The organism is Aeromonas sp. s3 (assembly GCF_040907805.1).
Taxonomy (GTDB): Bacteria; Pseudomonadota; Gammaproteobacteria; order Enterobacterales; family Aeromonadaceae; genus Aeromonas; species Aeromonas dhakensis.
In genome coordinates this window covers 26,982-46,079 of sequence record NZ_JBFOCQ010000005.1, presented here as the reverse complement: position 1 = coordinate 46,079, position 19,098 = coordinate 26,982, and the positions used below count along the sequence as shown (strand labels likewise).

Annotated in this window: 20 protein-coding genes; 10 read left to right on the top strand and 10 right to left on the bottom strand. The window is 62.2% G+C overall.

Annotation, left to right across the window (positions count from 1 at the left end; translation table 11 throughout):
- Nucleotides 1–86: 86 nt before the first annotated feature.
- Together AB5Y98_RS00685 and AB5Y98_RS00680 are read right to left on the bottom strand one after the other, a co-directional pair.
- The gene (locus AB5Y98_RS00685; RefSeq protein WP_279701773.1) at nucleotides 87–2,666 is read right to left on the bottom strand and encodes a bifunctional acetate--CoA ligase family protein/GNAT family N-acetyltransferase; all 2,580 of its coding nucleotides are present in this window, start codon (nucleotides 2,664–2,666) and stop codon (nucleotides 87–89) included.
- Between the two features lie 72 nt (nucleotides 2,667–2,738).
- Complete coding sequence (locus AB5Y98_RS00680) at nucleotides 2,739–2,930, bottom strand: hypothetical protein (RefSeq protein WP_005307455.1); 192 nt, start codon at nucleotides 2,928–2,930, stop codon at nucleotides 2,739–2,741.
- A 171-nt stretch (nucleotides 2,931–3,101) separates the two neighbouring features.
- Here AB5Y98_RS00680 and AB5Y98_RS00675 point away from each other — a divergent pair, with 171 nt between their 5' ends.
- Nucleotides 3,102–3,974: a substrate-binding periplasmic protein gene (locus tag AB5Y98_RS00675; protein WP_368231071.1), complete on the top strand. Its 873-nt coding sequence runs from the start codon at nucleotides 3,102–3,104 to the stop codon at nucleotides 3,972–3,974.
- Here AB5Y98_RS00675 and ilvY read toward each other — a convergent pair.
- On the bottom strand, nucleotides 3,963–4,856 hold the full coding sequence (gene ilvY / locus AB5Y98_RS00670) for an HTH-type transcriptional activator IlvY (RefSeq protein ID WP_368231069.1): 894 nt from the start codon (nucleotides 4,854–4,856) through the stop codon (nucleotides 3,963–3,965). The genes AB5Y98_RS00675 and ilvY overlap by 12 nt on opposite strands.
- Nucleotides 4,857–5,057: 201 nt before the next feature.
- On the opposite strand from ilvY, the gene ilvC reads away from it, so the two are divergent.
- Complete coding sequence (gene ilvC / locus AB5Y98_RS00665; protein ID WP_268037812.1) at nucleotides 5,058–6,539, top strand: ketol-acid reductoisomerase; 1,482 nt, start codon at nucleotides 5,058–5,060, stop codon at nucleotides 6,537–6,539.
- A gap of 147 nt (nucleotides 6,540–6,686) precedes the next feature.
- On the opposite strand, the gene pgi is transcribed toward ilvC, so the two are convergent.
- Nucleotides 6,687–8,336: a glucose-6-phosphate isomerase gene (gene pgi / locus AB5Y98_RS00660; RefSeq protein WP_368231067.1), complete on the bottom strand. Its 1,650-nt coding sequence runs from the start codon at nucleotides 8,334–8,336 to the stop codon at nucleotides 6,687–6,689.
- A 431-nt stretch (nucleotides 8,337–8,767) separates the two neighbouring features.
- Between pgi and AB5Y98_RS00655 the strand changes: the two genes are divergently transcribed.
- Nucleotides 8,768–8,956, top strand: coding sequence for a holin (locus AB5Y98_RS00655; RefSeq protein WP_005307469.1), 189 nt, complete (start codon nucleotides 8,768–8,770; stop codon nucleotides 8,954–8,956).
- Between the two features lie 138 nt (nucleotides 8,957–9,094).
- Here AB5Y98_RS00655 and AB5Y98_RS00650 read toward each other — a convergent pair whose 3' ends face one another.
- The 4 genes from AB5Y98_RS00650 to coaBC form a co-directional block, all read right to left on the bottom strand.
- Entirely contained in the window at nucleotides 9,095–9,931 is an 837-nt protein-coding gene (locus tag AB5Y98_RS00650) for a mechanosensitive ion channel domain-containing protein (RefSeq protein ID WP_005307473.1), read from the bottom strand.
- 186 nt (nucleotides 9,932–10,117) lie between these two features.
- Nucleotides 10,118–10,714: a nucleoid occlusion factor SlmA gene (gene slmA / locus AB5Y98_RS00645; RefSeq protein WP_005307475.1), complete on the bottom strand. Its 597-nt coding sequence runs from the start codon at nucleotides 10,712–10,714 to the stop codon at nucleotides 10,118–10,120.
- Between the two features lie 68 nt (nucleotides 10,715–10,782).
- Complete coding sequence (dut, locus tag AB5Y98_RS00640) at nucleotides 10,783–11,241, bottom strand: dUTP diphosphatase (protein WP_005307478.1); 459 nt, start codon at nucleotides 11,239–11,241, stop codon at nucleotides 10,783–10,785.
- A gap of 40 nt (nucleotides 11,242–11,281) precedes the next feature.
- Entirely contained in the window at nucleotides 11,282–12,484 is a 1,203-nt protein-coding gene (coaBC, locus tag AB5Y98_RS00635) for a bifunctional phosphopantothenoylcysteine decarboxylase/phosphopantothenate--cysteine ligase CoaBC (protein WP_095591772.1), read from the bottom strand.
- A 147-nt stretch (nucleotides 12,485–12,631) separates the two neighbouring features.
- Between coaBC and radC the strand changes: the two genes are divergently transcribed.
- From radC to AB5Y98_RS00605, 6 genes are all read left to right on the top strand, one after another.
- Complete coding sequence (radC, locus tag AB5Y98_RS00630) at nucleotides 12,632–13,306, top strand: DNA repair protein RadC (protein WP_043171444.1); 675 nt, start codon at nucleotides 12,632–12,634, stop codon at nucleotides 13,304–13,306.
- 136 nt (nucleotides 13,307–13,442) lie between these two features.
- Nucleotides 13,443–13,679, top strand: a complete 237-nt coding sequence (gene rpmB / locus AB5Y98_RS00625) for a 50S ribosomal protein L28 (protein WP_005307492.1) — start codon at nucleotides 13,443–13,445, stop codon at nucleotides 13,677–13,679.
- Nucleotides 13,680–13,690: 11 nt separating this feature from the next.
- Nucleotides 13,691–13,858, top strand: a complete 168-nt coding sequence (rpmG, locus tag AB5Y98_RS00620) for a 50S ribosomal protein L33 (protein WP_368231064.1) — start codon at nucleotides 13,691–13,693, stop codon at nucleotides 13,856–13,858.
- Between the two features lie 93 nt (nucleotides 13,859–13,951).
- The gene (locus AB5Y98_RS00615; RefSeq protein WP_017786122.1) at nucleotides 13,952–14,407 is read left to right on the top strand and encodes a hypothetical protein; all 456 of its coding nucleotides are present in this window, start codon (nucleotides 13,952–13,954) and stop codon (nucleotides 14,405–14,407) included.
- A gap of 30 nt (nucleotides 14,408–14,437) precedes the next feature.
- Nucleotides 14,438–15,250 (top strand): bifunctional DNA-formamidopyrimidine glycosylase/DNA-(apurinic or apyrimidinic site) lyase, encoded by an 813-nt coding sequence (gene mutM, locus AB5Y98_RS00610; RefSeq protein WP_017786121.1) that lies wholly within the window; start codon nucleotides 14,438–14,440, stop codon nucleotides 15,248–15,250.
- 178 nt (nucleotides 15,251–15,428) lie between these two features.
- Nucleotides 15,429–16,310 carry a VirK/YbjX family protein gene (locus tag AB5Y98_RS00605; RefSeq protein ID WP_010635524.1) on the top strand — a complete coding sequence of 294 codons (882 nt, stop codon included), beginning with the start codon at nucleotides 15,429–15,431 and terminating at the stop codon, nucleotides 16,308–16,310.
- A 49-nt stretch (nucleotides 16,311–16,359) separates the two neighbouring features.
- On the opposite strand, the gene coaD is transcribed toward AB5Y98_RS00605, so the two are convergent.
- Nucleotides 16,360–16,842, bottom strand: coding sequence for a pantetheine-phosphate adenylyltransferase (gene coaD / locus AB5Y98_RS00600; protein ID WP_017783649.1), 483 nt, complete (start codon nucleotides 16,840–16,842; stop codon nucleotides 16,360–16,362).
- A 222-nt stretch (nucleotides 16,843–17,064) separates the two neighbouring features.
- Between coaD and AB5Y98_RS00595 the strand changes: the two genes are divergently transcribed.
- Nucleotides 17,065–18,108 carry a glycosyltransferase family 9 protein gene (locus AB5Y98_RS00595; protein ID WP_042049781.1) on the top strand — a complete coding sequence of 348 codons (1,044 nt, stop codon included), beginning with the start codon at nucleotides 17,065–17,067 and terminating at the stop codon, nucleotides 18,106–18,108.
- A gap of 88 nt (nucleotides 18,109–18,196) precedes the next feature.
- On the opposite strand, the gene AB5Y98_RS00590 is transcribed toward AB5Y98_RS00595, so the two are convergent.
- On the bottom strand, nucleotides 18,197–18,985 hold the full coding sequence (locus AB5Y98_RS00590; protein WP_214454476.1) for a glycosyltransferase family 2 protein: 789 nt from the start codon (nucleotides 18,983–18,985) through the stop codon (nucleotides 18,197–18,199).
- Nucleotides 18,986–19,098 lie beyond the last annotated feature (113 nt).

Below are 19,098 nucleotides of genomic sequence, written 5' to 3'. Positions count from 1 at the left end.
GCCAGGCACCCAATTGAAGAAGCCCGCTCATTTGAGCGGGCTTTTTTATTGCCTGAAATTCAGCCATTTCTGCACAGTTTCCCGTGCTATTCCCCCTCTGCTCGCTCCGCACAGGGTAGCTCCATGTTGACTACCCCATCTTCCAGCTGGATATCGATCTTGAAGCCAAGCCGTTTGGCCAGGTTGATCATGCCGCGGTTGCTGGGCATGGTCATGCCCGACAGCTGGCCAATGCCGCGCTCCCTGGCATAACGCACAATCTTCTCCATCATCAGTTTGCCAAGCCCCAACCCTTTCAGGTCGGACCGTACCAGAATGGCAAACTCGGCATCGCTCAGGTCCGGCGTCGAAATGGCGCGAACCACCCCTAAAATCTGATCTTTTCGTTCCCCATCCTGTCCCACGGCGACAAAGGCCATCTCCCGGTCGTAATCGATCTGGGTCATGCGGGCCAGCTCTTCGTGCCCCAGCTCCCCCACATCGGCGAAGAAGCGTTTGTACCTGTCTTCATCCGATACCTTGAGGACAAATTGCTTGTGGGCAGGTTCATCCTCCGGTCGGATGGGGCGCAGCAGCACATGGCTCTGATCCTTGAGCCAGGCCCCCTCTTCCAGCTCGGTGGGATAGGGACGGATAGCCAGCCTGCAGCTGCCTTCTTCATGGGGTTGCAGGGTCAGGCTGGCGTCCAGCACCACCATCTCGGCGCCGCAGGCCTGCAGCGGGTGCAGATCCAGCTGCTGGATCTCGGGGAAGGCGAGCAGCAGCTCCGACAGCTGGCACAGCACCTGGCCGAGGGCATCGATATCGAGTCGTTCCGGACTGGCTTGTTCGCGGATCTTGCGACTCTTGAGCGCCCCTATGATCTGGTAGCGTGCCAGCGCCTGGTTGAGTGGCGGCAGGGCAGCCATCATCTCCTGCGGCTCGGCACCTGATTCCCCGAGCAGGATGACGGGGCCGAACACCGGGTCTTGTTGCAGCCGGATCCGCAGTTCCAGGCCACCGCTGCGCCGTGCCATCCGCTGTACCAGCAGGCCTTCGATGCGGGCACCGGGGTCGTGCTGCCTGACTCGATCCAGAATGGCGTCCGCAGCCTGGGCGACTTCGGCCGAGGTGCGCAGGTTGAGCATGACGCCGTGCACGGCCGACTTGTGGAGTATGTCTGGCGAGCGCAGCTTGACCGCGACCGGATAGCCGATCTGCTCCGCGGTCAGAGTGGCCTCGATGGCATCGGAGACGATCCAGGTCGGTAGGGTGGAGAGCCCAGCGGCCTGCAAAATGGGGTGTGCCAGATGGGTGTCGAGGGTGAGCTGTTTGCGTTCCAGCGCCTGCCGGATCAGCAGTTGGCACTGGTCTACGTCGAGCCTGTCACCCTGCAGCGATGCAGGGGTTTCCATCAGTTGCTTCTGGTTACGGCGATACTCCACCATGTGCATGAAGGCGGCGACCGCGCTCTCCGGGGTGCGGTAGGTGGGGAATCCTGCCTCGCTGAACAGCCTGCGCCCCTCCTGGGCCGAATATTCCCCCGCCCAGTTGGTCAGAATATTGAAGCGTCTGGCCCTGGGATGCTGCTTGACGTAGTCGATCAGGCTGCGGGCTAAGGCCGCGCCGCGGGCGGTGAGTGAAGGGGCATGGATGAGCAGGATGGCGTCAGCCTCGTCCCCTTGCAGCAGGTCGTCGAGAGCCTGTTGATAGTCATTGATGTCGGCATCGCTGCCGATGTCGCGGGGCGGCATCGCCAGCTTGCCGCCACGCTCCAGCAACTTGTCGATCGCCATGTTGGCCAAGCCACGGCCGTTGGAGATGATGGCGAGCCGCTCCCCCTTGAGGGTCAGGGAGTGACTCAGGGTCTCGACGGCGGCAAACAGTTCGTGGGTATCCCGTACCCGCAGCATGCCGGCGCGACGGATGGCGGCGTCATAGACGTTGTCGAGCCCGTTGTCCGGCTCATGGCGGCCGCTCTTGAGCACCAGGATGGGCTTGTTGCGGGCGGCGGCACGGGCGGCCGAGAGAAAATGGCGGGCATCCTGCAGTTTGTCCATGTAGAGCAGGATGGCGCGGGTCACGCTGTCGCGGGAGAGCTGATCCAGCAGCTGGCCGAAGTTGATGTCGCAGTGATCGCCAAGGGAGATGAAGGCCGAGAAGCCGAGTTCATGCTGTTTGGCCCAATCCAGAATGGTGGTGCTGACGGCGGCCGACTGGGAGAGAAAGGCGACCTGACCGGGCTTTGCGGCAATCGGTGAGAAGCTGGCATTGATGCCCTGACCCGGCAACAACATCCCCATGCTGTTGGGGCCGAGCAGGCGGATGTCGTATTGCCGGCTCAGTCGCTGCAGTTGTTCGCGCTCAGGTGGGGTGAAATCGGCCGCCAGTATGATGGCGGCACCCGCTCCCCGCTTGCCGAGCGCCTCGATGAGGGTCAGTACCCGTTCCCGCCGGGTACAGACGATGGCGAGGTCAGGGGCAAGGGGGAGACTGTCGATGTCGGAATAAGCCAGCACGCCGGCAATGGCCTTGCTGTGCGGGCTGACCGGCAGGATGGGGCCCTTGAAATGGCCGGCGAGCAGGTGCCTTATGACCACGTGACCCGCCTTCTGCGGGTCAGTCGAGGCACCGATGACGGCGATTGACTGGGGTTTGAAGAGCCGATCCAGGCCGCTTGGTTTCATGGGCACTCCCGTGGGTGGCGGATGGTGCCAGTGTAATATGCATTCAGTGCCGGTTCTGTGACCGGCTGCGGATCACTGCTTGGTGAGGGCGTTGGCGCGGAGGTAAAACCTCAGTTCACCCTGGATCTGGCGTACCGCTGCCAGGTGGTGTTCCTGCAGATAGATGTCCTGTTCCTGATCCAGCAAGGTTGAGGGTACCCCCAGGCTTTGCAGGTACTCGTCGAACAGCAGCGAGCTGTTGATTTCGATCAGATTGGACATCATGGCGGGACTCCCTCTTCCACTCAGGTTGAACGTTCAGTCTAGTCTCTGATCTGCCCCTTGCCGTAGCTACTGTCATATTTGACATCGAGTCGCTCACATATCCGTGCTGCCATGCGCCCGGCGGTAGAGGAGGAGAGGTTATAGTGAGTAAGTGACAAGGGGAGGAGTGCAATGATCAGGAGCTGGCTGTGGTGCGTCATTCTGCTGGCTGGCAGCGTGCAGGCGGCCGAGACCCCCATCAGGGCCTGGAATCTGCTGCTTGATCACCCCAATCCCGCCGTGGCTGGTCTGCTGCGACTCTCCCTCGATCTGACCGTGCCCGAATATGGTCCCTATCTGCTGATTGCCAGCCCGCCGATGGAGCAGGGTCGGGCGGTCAAGGAGTTGCAGGGGGGCGAACTGGTGCAGGTCGGGGTGTTTGCGCCCGATGAGGAGCGCGAGCGCACCCTGCTGGCCATCCATGTTCCGTTGGCAAAAGGGTTGCTGGGCTGGCGGGTGTGCCTCGTTCGGCAGGGGGACGAGGGGCGGTTCGCCAACATACGATCGCTGGCCGACTGGCAGCAGGCCGGGCTTCGCATCGGCCAGCACAGATCCTGGCCTGATACCCGTCTGCTCAAGGAGAACGGCCTCAACGTGGTGGTGGGCGGTCTCTATGAGGCCCTGTTCAACATGCTGCGCAAACGGCGCTTCGACTGCTTCCTGCGCTCGGTCATCGAGATCGAGGATGAGCTCACACAGCATCCGGATCTGGCCATCGAACCCCACCTGGTGTTTCGCTATCCGCTGGCGCTGCTGTTTTTCGTCTCACCCAGGTATCCGGAGCTGGCCAAGCGCATCGAGCTGGGGCTGCTGCGGGTCCGCCAGTCCGGTGACTATGAGCGGATATTCGAGGCGGGTTTTGGCAGCACCATCCGGCGGCTGCAGCTCGATCGGCGGGTGATGCTGGAGCTGAGCAATCCGGATCTGCCGACCGGCAGCCGCGCCATGATGCAGGATCCCTCGCTCATCTATGCACCAGTGTTGCCCGCCTTGTCAGCGCAGTGATCCCTGACCCCGCGCCGTATCCCAGAAGGCGCGGATCAGCGGCTCTTCCAGCCGCTTCTTGAGCACGGCGATACCGACATCGAATGGCTTGAGCGCCGGCTTGGGCTCGACGATGCGTACCTTCTCACCCATGGGGCTGTGGTCGATCACCGCCGCCGGCACCAGTCCCACGCCGAAGCCGAGTGCCACCATGGCGACAATCCCCTCGTTGCCCGCCACTTCCGCATAGATGTTAGGGGCGATCCCCTTGTTGCGCAGCCACTGATCGCAGCGTTTGCGGGCCAGCCCCTGCTCCGAGAGGATCAGCGGCAGCCGCTCCCAGTCAGGTTCGCCCTGGGAGAACCACTGGTTCTGCTGCGGTGCGGTGCGGGGGGCGATGAACACCAGTGGTACCTGCTGCAGACTGGCAAATTCCAGCTTGGCGGAGAGGGCATCGGGGCGGGCAGCGATGGCGAGATCGGCCTCGTCGGCCAGGATCTTGTCCACCGCCAGCGCCGGGTCGCCGGTCTCCAGCTTGATCTCCAGCTGGGGATAGCGGCGGCGAAAGCGCTCCAGCACCTCGGGTAGCAGGAAGTAGCTGGCGGTGACCGAGCAGAACACCCGCAATCGGCCCTGTAGCGGTTCGTCGCTGCGCTTGAGCTCCTGCTTGAGCTGGCGCCACTCCTGCAGCAGCTCTCCACCAAACTCGCGCAGCTTCTCGCCCGCCGGGGTGAGCCGTACCGAGCGGTTGTCCCGCTCGAACAGCACGCAGCCGGTCTCCTGCTCCAGCCGCTGGATGGCGCGGCTGAGAGTGGAGGGGCTGACCGCCATGGCATCGGCGCTCTTGCCGAAGTGGAGGGAGTCGGCGAGGTGGAGAAACAGCTCGAGATTGCGAAGGTCCATCTTTCAGCTCCTGGCGCTGGATGTCTGCCCGATATCCAGCTGTGGATAGTTAGCCCCGCCATGTGATCATGAAGGGTTAACGTTTCAATTATTGCAACGTACTGTTTCGAATATATCAGTTCAGGCAATAAGTGTCCCGCGCTATAGTGGTTTCGACAACGCCGCCATCCGGCATGGAATCAATCAAACGGAGCAATCACCATGGCTAACTATTTCAACACCTTGAACCTGCGTCAGCAGTTGGCCCAGTTGGGCAAGTGTCGTTTCATGCAGCGCGAAGAGTTCGCGGACGGCTGCAACGTGCTGAAGGGCAAGAAGGTGGTGATTGTGGGCTGTGGTGCCCAGGGTCTGAACCAGGGCCTGAACATGCGCGACTCCGGGCTGGATATCTCCTATGCCCTGCGCAAGGCCGCCATCACCGAGAAGCGTGCCTCCTGGCAGAAGGCCACCGACAACGGCTTCGCGGTTGGCACCTATGAAGAGCTGATCCCGACCGCCGATCTGGTACTGAACCTGACTCCGGACAAGCAACACTCCGACGTCGTCAAAACCGTGATGCCGCTGATGAAGCAGGGCGCCGCACTGGGCTACTCCCACGGCTTCAACGTGGTGGAAGAGGGTCAGCAGATCCGCTCCGACATCACGGTCGTGATGGTGGCGCCCAAGTGCCCGGGTACCGAAGTGCGTGAAGAGTACAAGCGCGGTTTCGGCGTACCGACCCTGATCGCCGTTCACCCGGAGAACGATCCCAAGGGTGAAGGCATGGCCATCGCCAAGGCGTGGGCCTCTGCCACCGGCGGTGACCGTGCGGGCGTGCTGGAATCCTCCTTCGTGGCGGAAGTGAAATCCGACCTGATGGGCGAGCAGACCATCCTCTGCGGCATGCTGCAGGCCGGTTCCCTGCTCTGCTACGACAAGCTGGTTGCCGAGGGCACAGACCCGGCCTACGCCGGCAAGCTGATCCAGTTCGGCTGGGAGACCATTACCGAAGCCCTCAAGCAGGGCGGCATCAGCCTGATGATGGACCGTCTGTCCAACCCGGCCAAGCTGCGCGCCTTTGAGCTCTCCGAGCAGCTCAAGACCCTGATGCGTCCGCTGTTCGAGAAGCACATGGACGACATCATCGCCGGCGAGTTCTCCCGCGGCATGATGGCCGACTGGGCCGAAGACGACGCCAAGCTGTTCGGCTGGCGCGAAGAGACCGGCAAGTCCGCCTTCGAAAACGCCCCGGCCTTTGCAGGCAAGATTGCCGAGCAGGAGTACTTCGACAATGGCGTGGTGATGGTGGCCATGGTCAAGGCGGGTGTCGAGCTGGCGTTCGAGACCATGGTGGCTTCCGGTATCTACGAGGAGTCCGCCTACTACGAATCCCTGCACGAGCTGCCGCTGATCGCCAACACAGTCGCTCGCAAGCGCCTGTACGAGATGAACGTGGTTATCTCCGACACCGCCGAGTACGGCAACTACCTGTTCGCCAACGCCGCCGTGCCCTTGCTGCGCGAGCACTTCATGCCGACCCTGAAAGCGGGCGACCTGGGTGCCAGCAAGGCGGATGGGCAGAGCGTCGACAACCTGGCGCTGCTGGCGGCCAACGAGGCCACTCGCAACCACCCCATCGAAGCGATCGGCCAGGTACTGCGCGGTTACATGAAGGACATGAAGCGTATCGCTGTCGGTGGTTAAGCCGGCATCGGGCAGGATGATGAAGGGGCGGGGGTGACGATCCCCGTCGCCGGTCGGGCTGGACACCCGACCGGCCCGCCAGAAAACCCGGCCACAAAAAGCCCCGCTCATCGAGCGGGGCTTTTGCATTCAGAAAGGCCGGCTAAATCAGGCTTTCCACGCTTTCCAGGTGTTGATCAGGCCGTTGGTGGAGCAGTCGTGGCTGGTGACAGCCTCGGCAGTGTTGAGCTCCGGCAGGATCTTGTTGGCCAGCTGTTTGCCCAGCTCCACACCCCACTGGTCGAAGCTGAAGATGTTCCAGATTGCGCCCTGTACGAAGATCTTGTGCTCGTACATGGCGATCAGGGCACCCAGGGTTTTCGGGGTCAGGCTCTTGAACAGGATGGAGTTGGTCGGGCGGTTGCCTTCGAACACCTTGAACGGCACCAGATCCTTGACCTGCTCCAGGGTTTTGCCGGCGGCCAGGAACTCGGCTTCGACCTGTTCTTTGCTCTTGCCGAAGGCCAGCGCCTCGGTCTGGGCGAAGAAGTTGGCCAGCAGTTTCGGGTGGTGGTCGCCGATCGGGTTGTGGCTGATGGCCGGTGCCAGGAAGTCACAGGGGATCAGCTTGGTGCCCTGATGGATCAGCTGGTAGAAGGCGTGCTGGCCGTTGGTGCCCGGCTCACCCCAGATGATGGGGCCGGTCTGGTAGTCAACCGGCTTGCCGTTGCGATCTACGTACTTGCCGTTGGACTCCATGTTGCCCTGCTGGAAGTAGGCCGGGAAGCGGTGCATGTACTGGTCGTACGGCAGGATGGCTTCGGACTCGGCACCATGGAAGTTGTTGTACCACAGGCCGATCAGCGCCAGCAGCACCGGCACGTTCTGCTCATAGGAGGCAGTGGCGAAGTGCATGTCCATCTCGAAGGCGCCTTGCAGCAGGGCTTCGAAGTTCTCGAAACCGACGGACAGGGCGATGGGCATGCCGATGGCAGACCAGGAGGAGTAGCGGCCGCCAACCCAGTCCCAGAACTCGAACATGTTGTTGGTGTCGATGCCGAACTCGGTCACGGCCTTGCCGTTGGTGGAGAGCGCAGCGAAGTGCTTGGCAACGTGGGCCTTGTCACCGGCGATCTTGATGAACCAGTCGCGGGCGGTCAGGGCGTTGGTCATGGTCTCCTGAGTGGTGAAGGTCTTGGAGGCCACCAGGAACAGGGTGGTTTCCGGATCGATCTTCTTCAGGGTCTCGGCGATGTGGGTGCCATCGACGTTGGAGACGAAGTGCATCTGCAGGTGGTTTTTGTAGGGACGCAACGCCTCGGTGATCATCACCGGGCCCAGATCCGAGCCACCGATGCCGATGTTGACCACGTGCTGGATCGCCTTGCCGGTGTAGCCTTTCCATTCGCCGCTGATGATCTTCTCGCAGAAGCCTTTCATCTTGGCCAGTACGGCGTTCACTTCCGGCATCACATCCTTGCCGTCACACTCGATGGGGCGGTCGGAGCGGTTGCGCAGGGCCACGTGCAGTACGGAGCGGCCTTCGGTCATGTTGATCTTGTCGCCATTGAACATGGCATCGATCGCGCTGCGAAGATCGGTCTCTTTGGCCAGATCAATCAGCAACTTGAGGGTTTCTTCGGTGATCAGGTTCTTGGAGTAGTCGACCAGGATGTCGCCGCCGAAGGTGAGGGAGAATTTGTCGAAACGCTGGGGATCCTGGGCGAACAGATCCTTGAGCCGGGTCTCTTTGTTCGCTGCAAAGTGGGCTTCCAGTGCCTGCCAGGCCTGGGTCTGGGTTGGATTGATGTTTTTCATAGGATTATCAGTCTTCCAAGTTGTGTATGAACCTTGCAGGCAAGGCTCCCGCCAAACCTTATTATTCGAGCACTATACCGGGCCCATTATACCGAGCCCATGGTGCGGCCCGTGTAACAGAGCTTTACCAATTGTCTGCCATCGACCGAGTTTACAACCAAAACGCTGCGATTATGAGTCACCCATGGCTGCCGGATCTTGCGTTTGCGCATACTTGGTCGGGCTTGCCGCCGTTGAAAGGGCTTTCAGGGCGAGGCATTGCTGTGGATGGGGTGGCAACCTGGCATGGCAGCCAAAAGAGTATTCGATAGGCGCCTTTTCGCTCATTTCATGCGCAGGCGCAAATTGTCGGTGGCCCAAGATGGCTAGCATGGGTGTCGCATGGACGAGATCTCCCAGGGATGGCTACTGTCTGGAATGAGGAGATCGCTATGAAAGCTGTGTTGTCCCTGTTTGCCCTTAGCCTGATCGCCACCGGCCTCATCGGCCTGTTGACCCTGGTGCTGACCAGTGCAGCCCCTACCTTGCCGCTGCGGGTACTGGCGGTGATCGGTGCCGTGCTGGGGGGATATGTGCTGGTGCAACCGCTGCTCAACCGGGTGGCACGTCGGCTGGTGTAAGCCGACGCCCCGGAATGCTGAAAACAAAGTCCGGCCCATTGTGGCCGGCTTTTCTTATGGTCGTGTTCACCCCTGCCGAGGCCAGAGACGACAATGCCAGCCCGAAGGCTGGCATTGTGGGTGGCTGCAAAACCGCGTTTACGCCTGCGGCTTTTGCATGTGCATGACCATCTGCGGGAAGGGGATCTCGATGCCTTCGGCATCGAAGGTGAGCTTCACCTTCTCGTGGAAGTCGAACCAGACTCCCCAGTAGTCGCCGGTCTTGACCCAGGGGCGAACGACTATGTTGACCGAGGAGTCGGCCAGCGCGGCGACGGCGATGGTGGTGGCCGGCTCCTTGAGGATGCGCGGCTCTTCGTTCACCAGCCGCTCCAGGATCTGCTTGGCCTTGCGGAGATCCGAGCCGTAGCCGATGCCGAAGGTCATGTCGACGCGGCGGGTATCCATGCGCGAGTAGTTGACGATAGTGCCGTTGAGGATGGCGGAGTTGGGCACCACCACCATCTTGTTGTCACCTGAGGTGAGGGTGGTGGTGAACAGCTGAACGGATTGCACCACGCCATTGGTGCCTGCCACCTCGATGAACTCGCCTGCCTTGATGGGGCGGAAGATGATCAGCAGGAAGCCGGCGGCGAAGTTGGAGAGCGAGCCCTGCAGCGCCAGACCGATGGCCAGACCGGCGGCACCGATAATGGCGACGAAGGAGGCGGTCTGCACCCCGACCCGGCCCAGCGCGGCGATCACCACGAATACCAGGATGGCGTACTTGAGGATGCTGCCGACGAAGTGGGTGACAGTGGTGTCCAGCTTGCGGGACTGCATCACCTTGACCACGGCACCGCTGATGAGGTTGGCGGCGATGTAGCCGACCAGCAGGGTGAGCAGGGCGGCCGCGATGTTGACGGCATACTCGATCAGCAGGCCCTGGTTGTTGACCAGCCAGGTCTGCGCTTCGGTAATGATTTCGGGTTCCATAGGGTGTCCTGTCAGGCGATAAAAGGTTTATGACGCATGAATCTAACATTGGCATGCGACAGTCCGGGTCGCATCTGGTGCTCACCGCCTCTTTTGTGCCACAAAAAACAAGGGAGGCCAAGGCCTCCCTCTTTACTGCAACCCGTCTGGAGCGGCGTGGCCGCTACTGATCGCACATTGAGCTTGTCAGCTCTGCAGCAGCTGGCTGCGGATAAACTGCCACTGATCTTCAAACCCGGCGGTGGGCTTGATTTTGAACTCGGAGCGGACGAACTGACTGATCCGCCCTTCGGTGTAGGCCAGTAACAGGTTGGCCAGCATGGTTTCGTCGAGCTGGAAGCCCTGACCTTCGCGCAGCCGTTTCTCCCGCAGCACCTGCTTGATCTGGGTCTCCAGCTTGTCGAACAGGATGCTGATGCGATCCCGCAGCCGGTCGTGCTCGCCCAGCAGGGCGTCGCCGTTGAGGATGCGGGTGATACCGGGATTGCGCTCGGCGAACACCAGCAGCAGCTGCAGTATGTGGTGACAGCGGCTCATGGTGTCCTTCTCTTCGGCCATGATCAGGTTGACCCGTGACAGCAGGGAATCTTCGATAAAGTCGATCAGCCCCTCGAACATCCGCGCCTTGCTGGGAAAATGTCGATAGAGGGCAGCCTCGGAGACCCCCACCTCGGCCGCCAGACGGGCCGTGGTGATGCGCTGGCCTGGGCTGGTCTCCAGCATGTGGGCGAGCGCCTGCAGGATCTGATCGCGCCGACTCTGTTTCTGATTACTGCTTGCCATGGATTCCCCTAAAAAAACAATGGCCTGATTCTGTTATTAGGCACCGCCGCTCGGGCCGGTGTGGTCTGTTATTGGCGACCAGAAGAACCAAAACCGCCTTCACCCCGTTCGCTCTGATTGAACTCATCGACCAGTTGGAAGCTGGCCTGAACCACCGGCATGATCACCAGCTGGGCGATGCGCTCGCCGGGCTGCATGGTGAACGCCTCTTTGCCGCGGTTCCATACCGAGACCATCAGCTGGCCCTGGTAGTCGGAATCGATGAGGCCGACCAGGTTGCCCAGCACGATGCCGTGTTTATGGCCGAGGCCGGAGCGGGGCAGGATGGTGGCGCACAGGCCCGGATCCTGGATGTGGATGGCCAGCCCGGTTGGTACCAGGGTGGTATCACCCGGGGCCAGCGTCAGCGGGGCATCCAGCAGGGCGCGCAGATCCATGCCGGCGGAGCCCGGTGTGGCGTAGGCAGGCAGCGGATAGTCGGTGCCGATGCGGGCATCCAGAATCTTCAGTTCAATTTGTGTTGTCATAAATCGTTTTTATTGGAGTGGAGGTGGTCGATTGACTGGCTCAGCGCCGGTAATGGCGTGCAATCAGGGCAATCAGGTGACGAGCCAGCGTCAGCTTATCGGCCAGGGGCAGAGGGGCTTGACCCCCTTGCCAGAACACGGTGAGGGCGTTGTCATCGGCATTGAAGCCCTGGCCCGCACGGGATACGTCGTTGGCGGCGATCATGTCCAGCCGCTTACGCTGCAGTTTGTCGAGGGCGTATTGTTCCACATCCACGGTTTCTGCGGCAAATCCGACGGTGAAGGGTTTGTCTGACAAGGCCCCCACGGCGGCGATGATGTCGGGGTTTTTGACCAGGGTCAGCTGCATCTGGTCGTTGTCGCCGGTCTTCTTGATCTTCTGCTCGGCCACCTGGGCGGGGCGGTAATCGGCGACGGCGGCGCAGCCGATGAAGAGGTCGCTCTCGCCGACCCGGCTCATGACCGCCTGGTGCATCTGCTCGGCGCTCTCGACGTCGACGCGGGTGACGCCGGCTGGGGTGGCCAGTGCCACCGGGCCGCTCACCAGTGTCACCTCGGCACCCGCTTCACGGGCGGCGCGGGCGATGGCATAGCCCATCTTGCCTGAGCTGTGGTTGCTGATGTAGCGCACCGGATCGAGCGCTTCACGGGTCGGCCCTGCGGTCAGCAGCAGCCTGACGCCGGCCAGCAGCGGCTCGACGGCGAGCTGCTGGCAGCAGCGTTCAACCAGCTCGAGGGGATCCAGCATCCGGCCCGGGCCCACGTCACCGCATGCCTGGCTACCGGAATCCGGCCCCCACAGCAGGATGCCGCGACTGGCGAGGGTCTTGAGGTTGGCCTGAGTGGCGGCGTTGAGATACATCTGCTGATTCATGGCCGGCGCCAGCGCCACCGGTGCCGGGGTGGCCAGGCAGAGGGTGGTGAGCAGCTCGTCGGCCATGCCGGCGGCCATGCGGGCCATCAGATTGGCGCTGGCGGGGGCGATCAGCACCAGATCGGCCCACTTGGCCAGCTCGATGTGGCCCATGCCCGCCTCGGCAGCGGGATCCAGCAGACTGTCGGCCACCGGGTGGCCGGAGACGGCCTGCAGGGTCAGCGGGGTGATGAACTCCTTGGCGGAGCGGGTCATCACCACCCGTACCTCGGCGCCCTGATCTTTCAGGCGGCGTACCAGCTCGGCACTCTTGTAGGCGGCGATCCCGCCACTGACACCCAACAGGATGCGTTTATCGGCCAATCTCATCTGCTGTTTCTCTTCCGGCTCACTCTGACTGGTCGGCTAAGATACCACAGGCAGCAGTCGACGACAGAGGCTGACATGGGGGTCTTGTGGCCGGGCTCCCGTGATTTCTTTGCTATGTTTTCTCTCAATAGCGCGAAGGAGAGACAAATGAGCATCAAGGAGTGGCCAGAGGATGAACGACCCCGTGAGAAGCTGCTGCGTCACGGCCCGGGCGGCTTGTCCGATGCCGAGCTGCTGGCGATCTTCCTGCGCACCGGGGTCAGTGGCCTGAGTGCGGTCGATCTCTCCCGCAACCTGTTGAATCAGTTCGGATCGCTGCGCAATCTGCTGGGGGCGGACCGACGTGCCTTCTGCGAGGCGCATGGCCTGGGCCCAGCCAAATATGCCCAGCTGCAGGCGGTGCTGGAGATGGGTAAACGTCATCTGGCGCAGCAGCTGCAACGGGGGGATGCACTTACCTCGCCCCAGCTGACCCGAGACTATCTGCAGGCCCAGCTGCGGGATCGGTCGCGGGAGGTGTTTGCCCTGCTGCTGCTCGACAATCAGCACAGAGTGATTCAATTCGTTGAACTTTTTTACGGCACCCTCGACTCGGCGAGCGTCTGGCCCAGAGAAATCGTGCAGATCGCACTCAAACATAATGCAGCCGCCGTGATTCTGGCGCATAATCACCCGTCCGGCGTCGCCGAGCCCAGTAGGGCCGACCGCCAGATCACGGATCGGATCACGGCCGCCCTGGCCCTGATCGATATCAGAGTGCTGGATCACTTGGTGATCGGTGATGGCATCACGGTTTCTTTCGCCGAGCGCGGTTGGTTATGACTGTGCTCTGGCTCCGTATTAGTTGATCTTTGATCACGGATGCTGTATAAAATGCCGCCTTCTGTTTGCCCCGCAATCGAAGGCCAGCGGGGCAGATATTTGCTCGAGCAATGAAGTAAGATTTGGAGAGACTGACATGTCTAGAGTATGCCAAGTAACCGGCAAGCGCCCGGCAGTTGGTAACAACCGTTCGCACGCTAACAACGCTACCAAGCGTCGTTTCCTGCCGAACCTGCACACTCACCGTTTCTGGGTTGAGAGTGAAAAACGCTTCGTAAGCCTGCGCGTATCCGCAAAAGGCATGCGTATCATCGACAAGCGTGGCGTTGAAGTGGTTCTTGCTGAACTGCGCGCCAGCGGTGTTAAGGTATAAGGAATTAGATCATGGCTAAAGGTATTCGCGAGAAGATTCGCCTGAACTCCAGCGCCGGTACTGGTCACTTCTATACCACTACCAAAAACAAGCGCACCATGCCCGAAAAAATGGAAATCAAAAAGTTTGATCCCATTGTTCGTCAGCATGTGATCTACAAGGAAGGCAAAATCAAGTAATTACTTGATGCTGCATTCCCAAAAACCCGGCCCTGTGCCGGGTTTTTTTATGGCTGGAATTCAGTACACTGCCGGTTCGAAGGGAGGCTTGTCATGTTCAAATTGAGCCGCAGAGGCTGGAACAACGTGATCATCGTGGTGGTACTGATCGTGATCACCCTGTTGCACCGGCTGGAGATCGCCCAGCAGGAAAACAGCGCCAAGCGGGCGCGTCCGCTGTTGCCGGAGAGCGCCGTGGTGCTCACCTGGCAGGGGCCGAGCTGGCAGATAGAGCGCATCGGACAGGGCTGGCGCAGCGGGCCGGATCTGGGGCTCGACAGTACCCAGCTGGCGGCGCACATCGAGGCCTGGCAGGGCTGGCTGCTGCCGCCCGGTGAAGCCGTGCGCGGCAATCCGGTTACCCTCAAGATCTGGGTCGCCGGCCAGAGCGATCCCATCGAGGTGGGCCTCTATCAGGACAGCGGCAAGTTTGCCGCCCTGCTGCCCCCCTCGACCTGGCTCAGCCTGAGCCAGGAGCAGTACCGCAGCCTGCTGCGCCCCGCTCCCTAACCCATTTTTCAGCGTCAGCACGAGGATCCCATGCCTGAATTACCGGAAGTCGAAGTGAGCCGCCAGGGCATCTCGCCCTGGCTTACCGGCATCAAGGTCACCCGGGTGGTGGTGCGAGACGGCCGTCTGCGCTGGCCGGTGCCGGGAGAGATCCAGGAGCTGGTGGACCTCACCATCCACCGGGTCCGCCGCCGCGCCAAGTACTTGCTGCTGGAGACCGACTTCGGTACCGCCATCCTCCATCTGGGCATGTCGGGCAGCCTGCGGGTGCTGGACATCGGCACCCCGGCCGAGAAGCACGATCACGTGGATATCGAGCTCGAGAACGGCAAGCTGCTGCGGCTCAACGATCCGCGCCGCTTCGGTGCCCTGCTGTGGACCCGCGAGCCGGCCGAGGCACATGCGCTGCTGGCCAAGCTGGGGCCAGAGCCGCTCACCGACGCCTTCAATGCCGATTACCTGCGTGAGCGCGCCAAGGGGCGCAGCACCGCCATCAAGACCTTCCTGATGGACAACCATGTGGTGGTCGGGGTAGGCAACATCTACGCCAACGAGGCGCTCTATGCCGCCGGCATTCATCCCAAGCGGGCGGCGGGCAACATCAGCGCCGAGCGGCTGGGCACCCTGGTAGGGGAGATAAAGCGGGTGCTGGCCGAGGCGATTCGGCAGGGCGGCACCACCCTCAAGGATTTCACCAGTGCGGATGGCAAACCGGGTTATTTCGTGCAGCAGTTGCAGGTCTATGGGCGGGGCGGCCAGCCCTGCTTCCACTGCCACACCCTGCTCAGCGAAATCCGGCTGGGGCAGCGCACGACCGTGTTCTGCTCCCACTGCCAGCGCTGAATCGCGGTTTTTTCGGCCTGAAACGGCCAAGTTGTAAGAGAGTATTTCCAGTCTGTTGAATATTTGCTCGCCCGTCACTACTATCTCGACCGTTCAGGCGGTTTGAGACAATAAAATGACAGCTAAATCAATAGACTGGGACCATTTGTCCCAGCAGGGGCACTATTGTGCCCAAAAAATGGCGCGCTTCCTCTATCCCGATGACAGCGCCCGCAAGACCTTCAATCGCGCCAAGTTCGTGCTGCGCAGTCTGCTCTATCGGCAACAGCTGAGCCGGGTGTTCGAGCTGTTCCAGGCCGAACCGCTCAAGGCCCTGCCTGCCCACTATCCCGAGCTGCTCGACAAGCCGATGCGACCCTATCGCTTCGCCGGCTCCACCGCGACCGAGCGGGCCGAGATGCTGGAAAACCACTATCGGCTGATGCTGGCTCGCTACCCGGATCTGATCGACCCGCTCTATCTGGGGGATGGCATCGAGCTTGGCCGTTATCCCGAGAGCGGCTGCCGCATCGTGCTGCGCCACGACGGCACCTTCCGCCGCGAGGCGGAGCTGGCCCTCTCCATCGTCGACCCGCAGGGCAAGCGGCTCTACAGCTGCGCCTTCTCGCTGGCCGGCACCCCCAACCGGCTGGCGGTGGTGATCGGTTCGGTACAGGGCCCGGAGCCCTGCATCGAGCAGGCGCAGGACAAGGTGCGTGCGCTGACCAAGGAGGGCCACGGTCTACGGCCCAAGTCGCTGGTGGTGATGCTGGTGATGCAGCTGGCCGAGGCGATGCAGGCCGAGCATATCTCGGCGGTGCGGATGAAGGCCCACATCTATCAGGCCCGGCGCTACAGCAAGAAGAAGAAGGCCTGTCTGCAGGCGGACTATGACGAGCTGTGGCAGGAGTTCGGCGCCACCGATCTGGACGCCAACTTCGTGCGGCTGCAGCCCGCCCAGCGCAAACCGCTGGAGGAGATCGCCTCCAAGAAGCGGGCCATGTACCGGCGCCGCTACGAGTGGCTCGACCAGCTGACCCTGGCAGGCCAGCAGCTGCTGGGCCCGCGTCTGGCGGGCTGAGGTTGGCATCAACGGCAAACAGGCTACCCTCGGGTAGCCTGTTTCGTTGTTACTTGGTCTGTTTGGCCTTGATGGCGGCCGCCACTATGGGGTCGACGAACTGACGGATGTCGCCGCCGTGCAGGGCCACCTCCTTCACCAGGGTGGAGGAGATGAAGGAGTTCTCCTCGGCCGGGGTGAGGAATACGCTCTCCAGCTCCGGCATCAGACGGCGGTTCATGTTGGCCAGCTGAAACTCGTATTCGAAGTCGGAGACGGCGCGCAGACCGCGGATCAGCACGTTGGCCTGCTGCTCCTTGGCAAAGTCCACCAGCAGGCCGGAGAAACCGACCACCTTGACGTTGGGCAGGTGGGCGGTCACCTGGCGGGCCAGCTGCACCCGTTCGTCCAGATCGAACAGCGGCCGCTTGCTCGGGCTGTTGGCCACCCCGACCACCACCTGGTCAAACAGTCTGGCGGCCCGGCCGATGAGATCGGTGTGGCCGTTGGTGACGGGATCGAAGGTGCCGGGATAGATTACCTTGTTGGTCATGCTGCTGATTCCTGCAACCGGGAAATTTGGTCGCATTATAGGGTCTGTTGGGGGATTGGCGCGACCGCCTTGGGGCGAGTTTTGGCGCCCCGATGGCGGCTTTGCCGCGTCAAATCAGCACCGACGGGCGTCTTCGCTTGAGAATAGCGATACATCAGGCAAGAATACCGCATCGCGCATCAAGCCTCCTTGCGTTGGTGACAGGGAGCAAAGGGATTTTTTATGAAACGTATTCTGGTAGTCCGCAATGACAAGATTGGTGACTTCATGCTGGCCTGGCCGAGTTTTGCCATGCTCAAGCGTTCCATGGAGTGTCATGTGACTGCCCTGGTTCCCGCCTACACGGCGCCGCTGGCCCGCCTCTGCCCCTGGATTGACGAGATCATCCTGGATCCGGGCTCACGGGCCGACAAGGAACAACAACGTGCCTTGCAGGCACGCATCAAGGCGGCCGCCTTCGATGCCTCCATCTGCCTCTTCTCCAACTCCCGCAACGCCATGCTGGTGTGGAAGGCGCACATTCCCTACCGGCTGGCGCCGGCCACCAAGCTGGCCCAGGTGCTCTACAACCAGCGCCTGATCCAGCGTCGCTCCCGCTCCCAGAAGCCGGAGTACGAATACAACCTGGATCTGGTGCGCCGTTTCCTTGCCGACCAGCAGGTGAGCGCGGTGGAGCCGCAGGGCCCCTACCTCAGATTCGATGCGAAGAGCCTGCAACAGGTGCGCGAGCAGGTTGCCGCCCGCCTGCGGCTCGATGCCAGTCGTCCCTGGCTGATGGTGCATGCCGGCAGCGGCGGCTCGGCCAACAACCTCTCCATCGAGCAGTACGCCCGCCTCATCATCAAGCTCAACCAGGCCTGTCCCGAGCTGCAGTGCATCCTGACGGCGGGGCCGGGGGAGGAGAAGATCGCCGAACAGCTGGCGGCCGAGCTGCTGGCCCACGGTGGCAACGGCTGGATCTACCGCTCCGAGGAGGGACTGCCCAAGTTCTGCCAGGTGATGGCCAACGCCGCCCTGTTCGTGGCGGGCAGCACCGGGCCGCTGCACATCGCCGCGGCGCTGGATGTGCCCACCATCGGCTTCTTCCCGGCGCACCGCTCGGCGACGCCGCTGCGCTGGCGTCCGCTCAACAGCGAGGGGCGCCACCTGGCGTTCAGCCCGCCGGAAGACAGCGATCACCCGGAAGACATGAGCCAGCTCGATCCCAAGACCATGGCGGCGGCGATCGCCCGCTGGGCGCCGCCGTTCTGGCGCAGCGAGCAGTGATAGCGGATAGCGTAAATGCAGACAGGGCCCTTCAAGGGCCCTGTCTCATATGGGGGGCTGCTCGCTGGCAGCGCCCGTCTGCGGCGGTTTACTTGTCAGCCTGTTCCGGTGCCTGCGGCTGCTGGCGGATCCAGAGGTCGGCGTACTTCACGAAGGTGGAGTGGGCCGACAGGATGGCCAGCAGGAGCCCCTGCTTGCCGTCGAGGAAGCCGGCCTTGAGCAGGTACATCTTGAGGAAACAGCCCAGCGCGTGCACCAGCCCCTGGCCGAGGGAGCCCTTCTTGCCGCGGGCGGTGCGCTGATCGGCCCAGGCGCGGGCATAGCCGGCGGACTTGACCAGGTAGTGCTCCAGATCCCGATAGGTGAAGTGGAGCAGGTCGCCGTGCAGGTTGACGATCTTCATGTTGGCACGTACCTCCACCTTCTCGTGCACCAGCACCTCGTTGTAGCTGGTGAGATCCTTGGGATAGAGGCGCAGCACCCGGTCCGGGTACCAGCCGCTGTGGCGGATGAAACGGCCGAACACCCAGGAGAGGCGCGGGATCGAGTAGATGGTGTCGCTGGCAGGGTTGGCCATGACGGCGGCGATGGCGGCTTTCAGCTCGGGGGTGAGTCGCTCGTCCGCATCCAGCCACAGCACCCAGTCGGATTGCACGTGGGACTGGGCGAGCCGGCGCTGGCGGCCGAAGCCCGGCCACACCGGGTTGACGAAGAAGCGGGCGCCGAATTCGGCGGCGATGGCCGGGGTCTCGTCTTGGCTGCCGGAGTCCATGATGACGATCTCGTCGACCAGTCCGTCGAGGGAGGCGAGGCAGGGGCGCAGGTTGTCGGCTTCATTCTTGACGATAAGGACAGCCGCCAGAGTCGGTTTGTTCACGTATTAAAGGCTCTTGTTGGCGCCCGCCTGGCGGGCCATGCTCAAATTGGCGCCCATTCTAGCCTAAAACGGCAGGCGGAGCATGGTTCCGGCGGCGGGATACGCGTCGGTTT

Coding starts and splice junctions, on each gene's coding strand:
- AB5Y98_RS00595 (WP_042049781.1), top strand. CDS start 17,065: ATGAAACGTATTCTGGTAGTCCGCAATGACAAGATTGGTGACTTCATG.
- AB5Y98_RS00675 (WP_368231071.1), top strand. CDS start 3,102: ATGATCAGGAGCTGGCTGTGGTGCGTCATTCTGCTGGCTGGCAGCGTG.
- pgi (WP_368231067.1), bottom strand. CDS start 8,336: ATGAAAAACATCAATCCAACCCAGACCCAGGCCTGGCAGGCACTGGAA.
- slmA (WP_005307475.1), bottom strand. CDS start 10,714: ATGGCAAGCAGTAATCAGAAACAGAGTCGGCGCGATCAGATCCTGCAG.
- AB5Y98_RS00685 (WP_279701773.1), bottom strand. CDS start 2,666: ATGAAACCAAGCGGCCTGGATCGGCTCTTCAAACCCCAGTCAATCGCC.
- AB5Y98_RS00605 (WP_010635524.1), top strand. CDS start 15,429: ATGGCGCGCTTCCTCTATCCCGATGACAGCGCCCGCAAGACCTTCAAT.
- rpmG (WP_368231064.1), top strand. CDS start 13,691: ATGGCTAAAGGTATTCGCGAGAAGATTCGCCTGAACTCCAGCGCCGGT.
- coaD (WP_017783649.1), bottom strand. CDS start 16,842: ATGACCAACAAGGTAATCTATCCCGGCACCTTCGATCCCGTCACCAAC.
- dut (WP_005307478.1), bottom strand. CDS start 11,241: ATGACAACACAAATTGAACTGAAGATTCTGGATGCCCGCATCGGCACC.
- AB5Y98_RS00650 (WP_005307473.1), bottom strand. CDS start 9,931: ATGGAACCCGAAATCATTACCGAAGCGCAGACCTGGCTGGTCAACAAC.
- AB5Y98_RS00655 (WP_005307469.1), top strand. CDS start 8,768: ATGAAAGCTGTGTTGTCCCTGTTTGCCCTTAGCCTGATCGCCACCGGC.
- AB5Y98_RS00615 (WP_017786122.1), top strand. CDS start 13,952: ATGTTCAAATTGAGCCGCAGAGGCTGGAACAACGTGATCATCGTGGTG.
- AB5Y98_RS00680 (WP_005307455.1), bottom strand. CDS start 2,930: ATGATGTCCAATCTGATCGAAATCAACAGCTCGCTGCTGTTCGACGAG.
- ilvC (WP_268037812.1), top strand. CDS start 5,058: ATGGCTAACTATTTCAACACCTTGAACCTGCGTCAGCAGTTGGCCCAG.
- mutM (WP_017786121.1), top strand. CDS start 14,438: ATGCCTGAATTACCGGAAGTCGAAGTGAGCCGCCAGGGCATCTCGCCC.
- ilvY (WP_368231069.1), bottom strand. CDS start 4,856: ATGGACCTTCGCAATCTCGAGCTGTTTCTCCACCTCGCCGACTCCCTC.
- coaBC (WP_095591772.1), bottom strand. CDS start 12,484: ATGAGATTGGCCGATAAACGCATCCTGTTGGGTGTCAGTGGCGGGATC.
- radC (WP_043171444.1), top strand. CDS start 12,632: ATGAGCATCAAGGAGTGGCCAGAGGATGAACGACCCCGTGAGAAGCTG.
- rpmB (WP_005307492.1), top strand. CDS start 13,443: ATGTCTAGAGTATGCCAAGTAACCGGCAAGCGCCCGGCAGTTGGTAAC.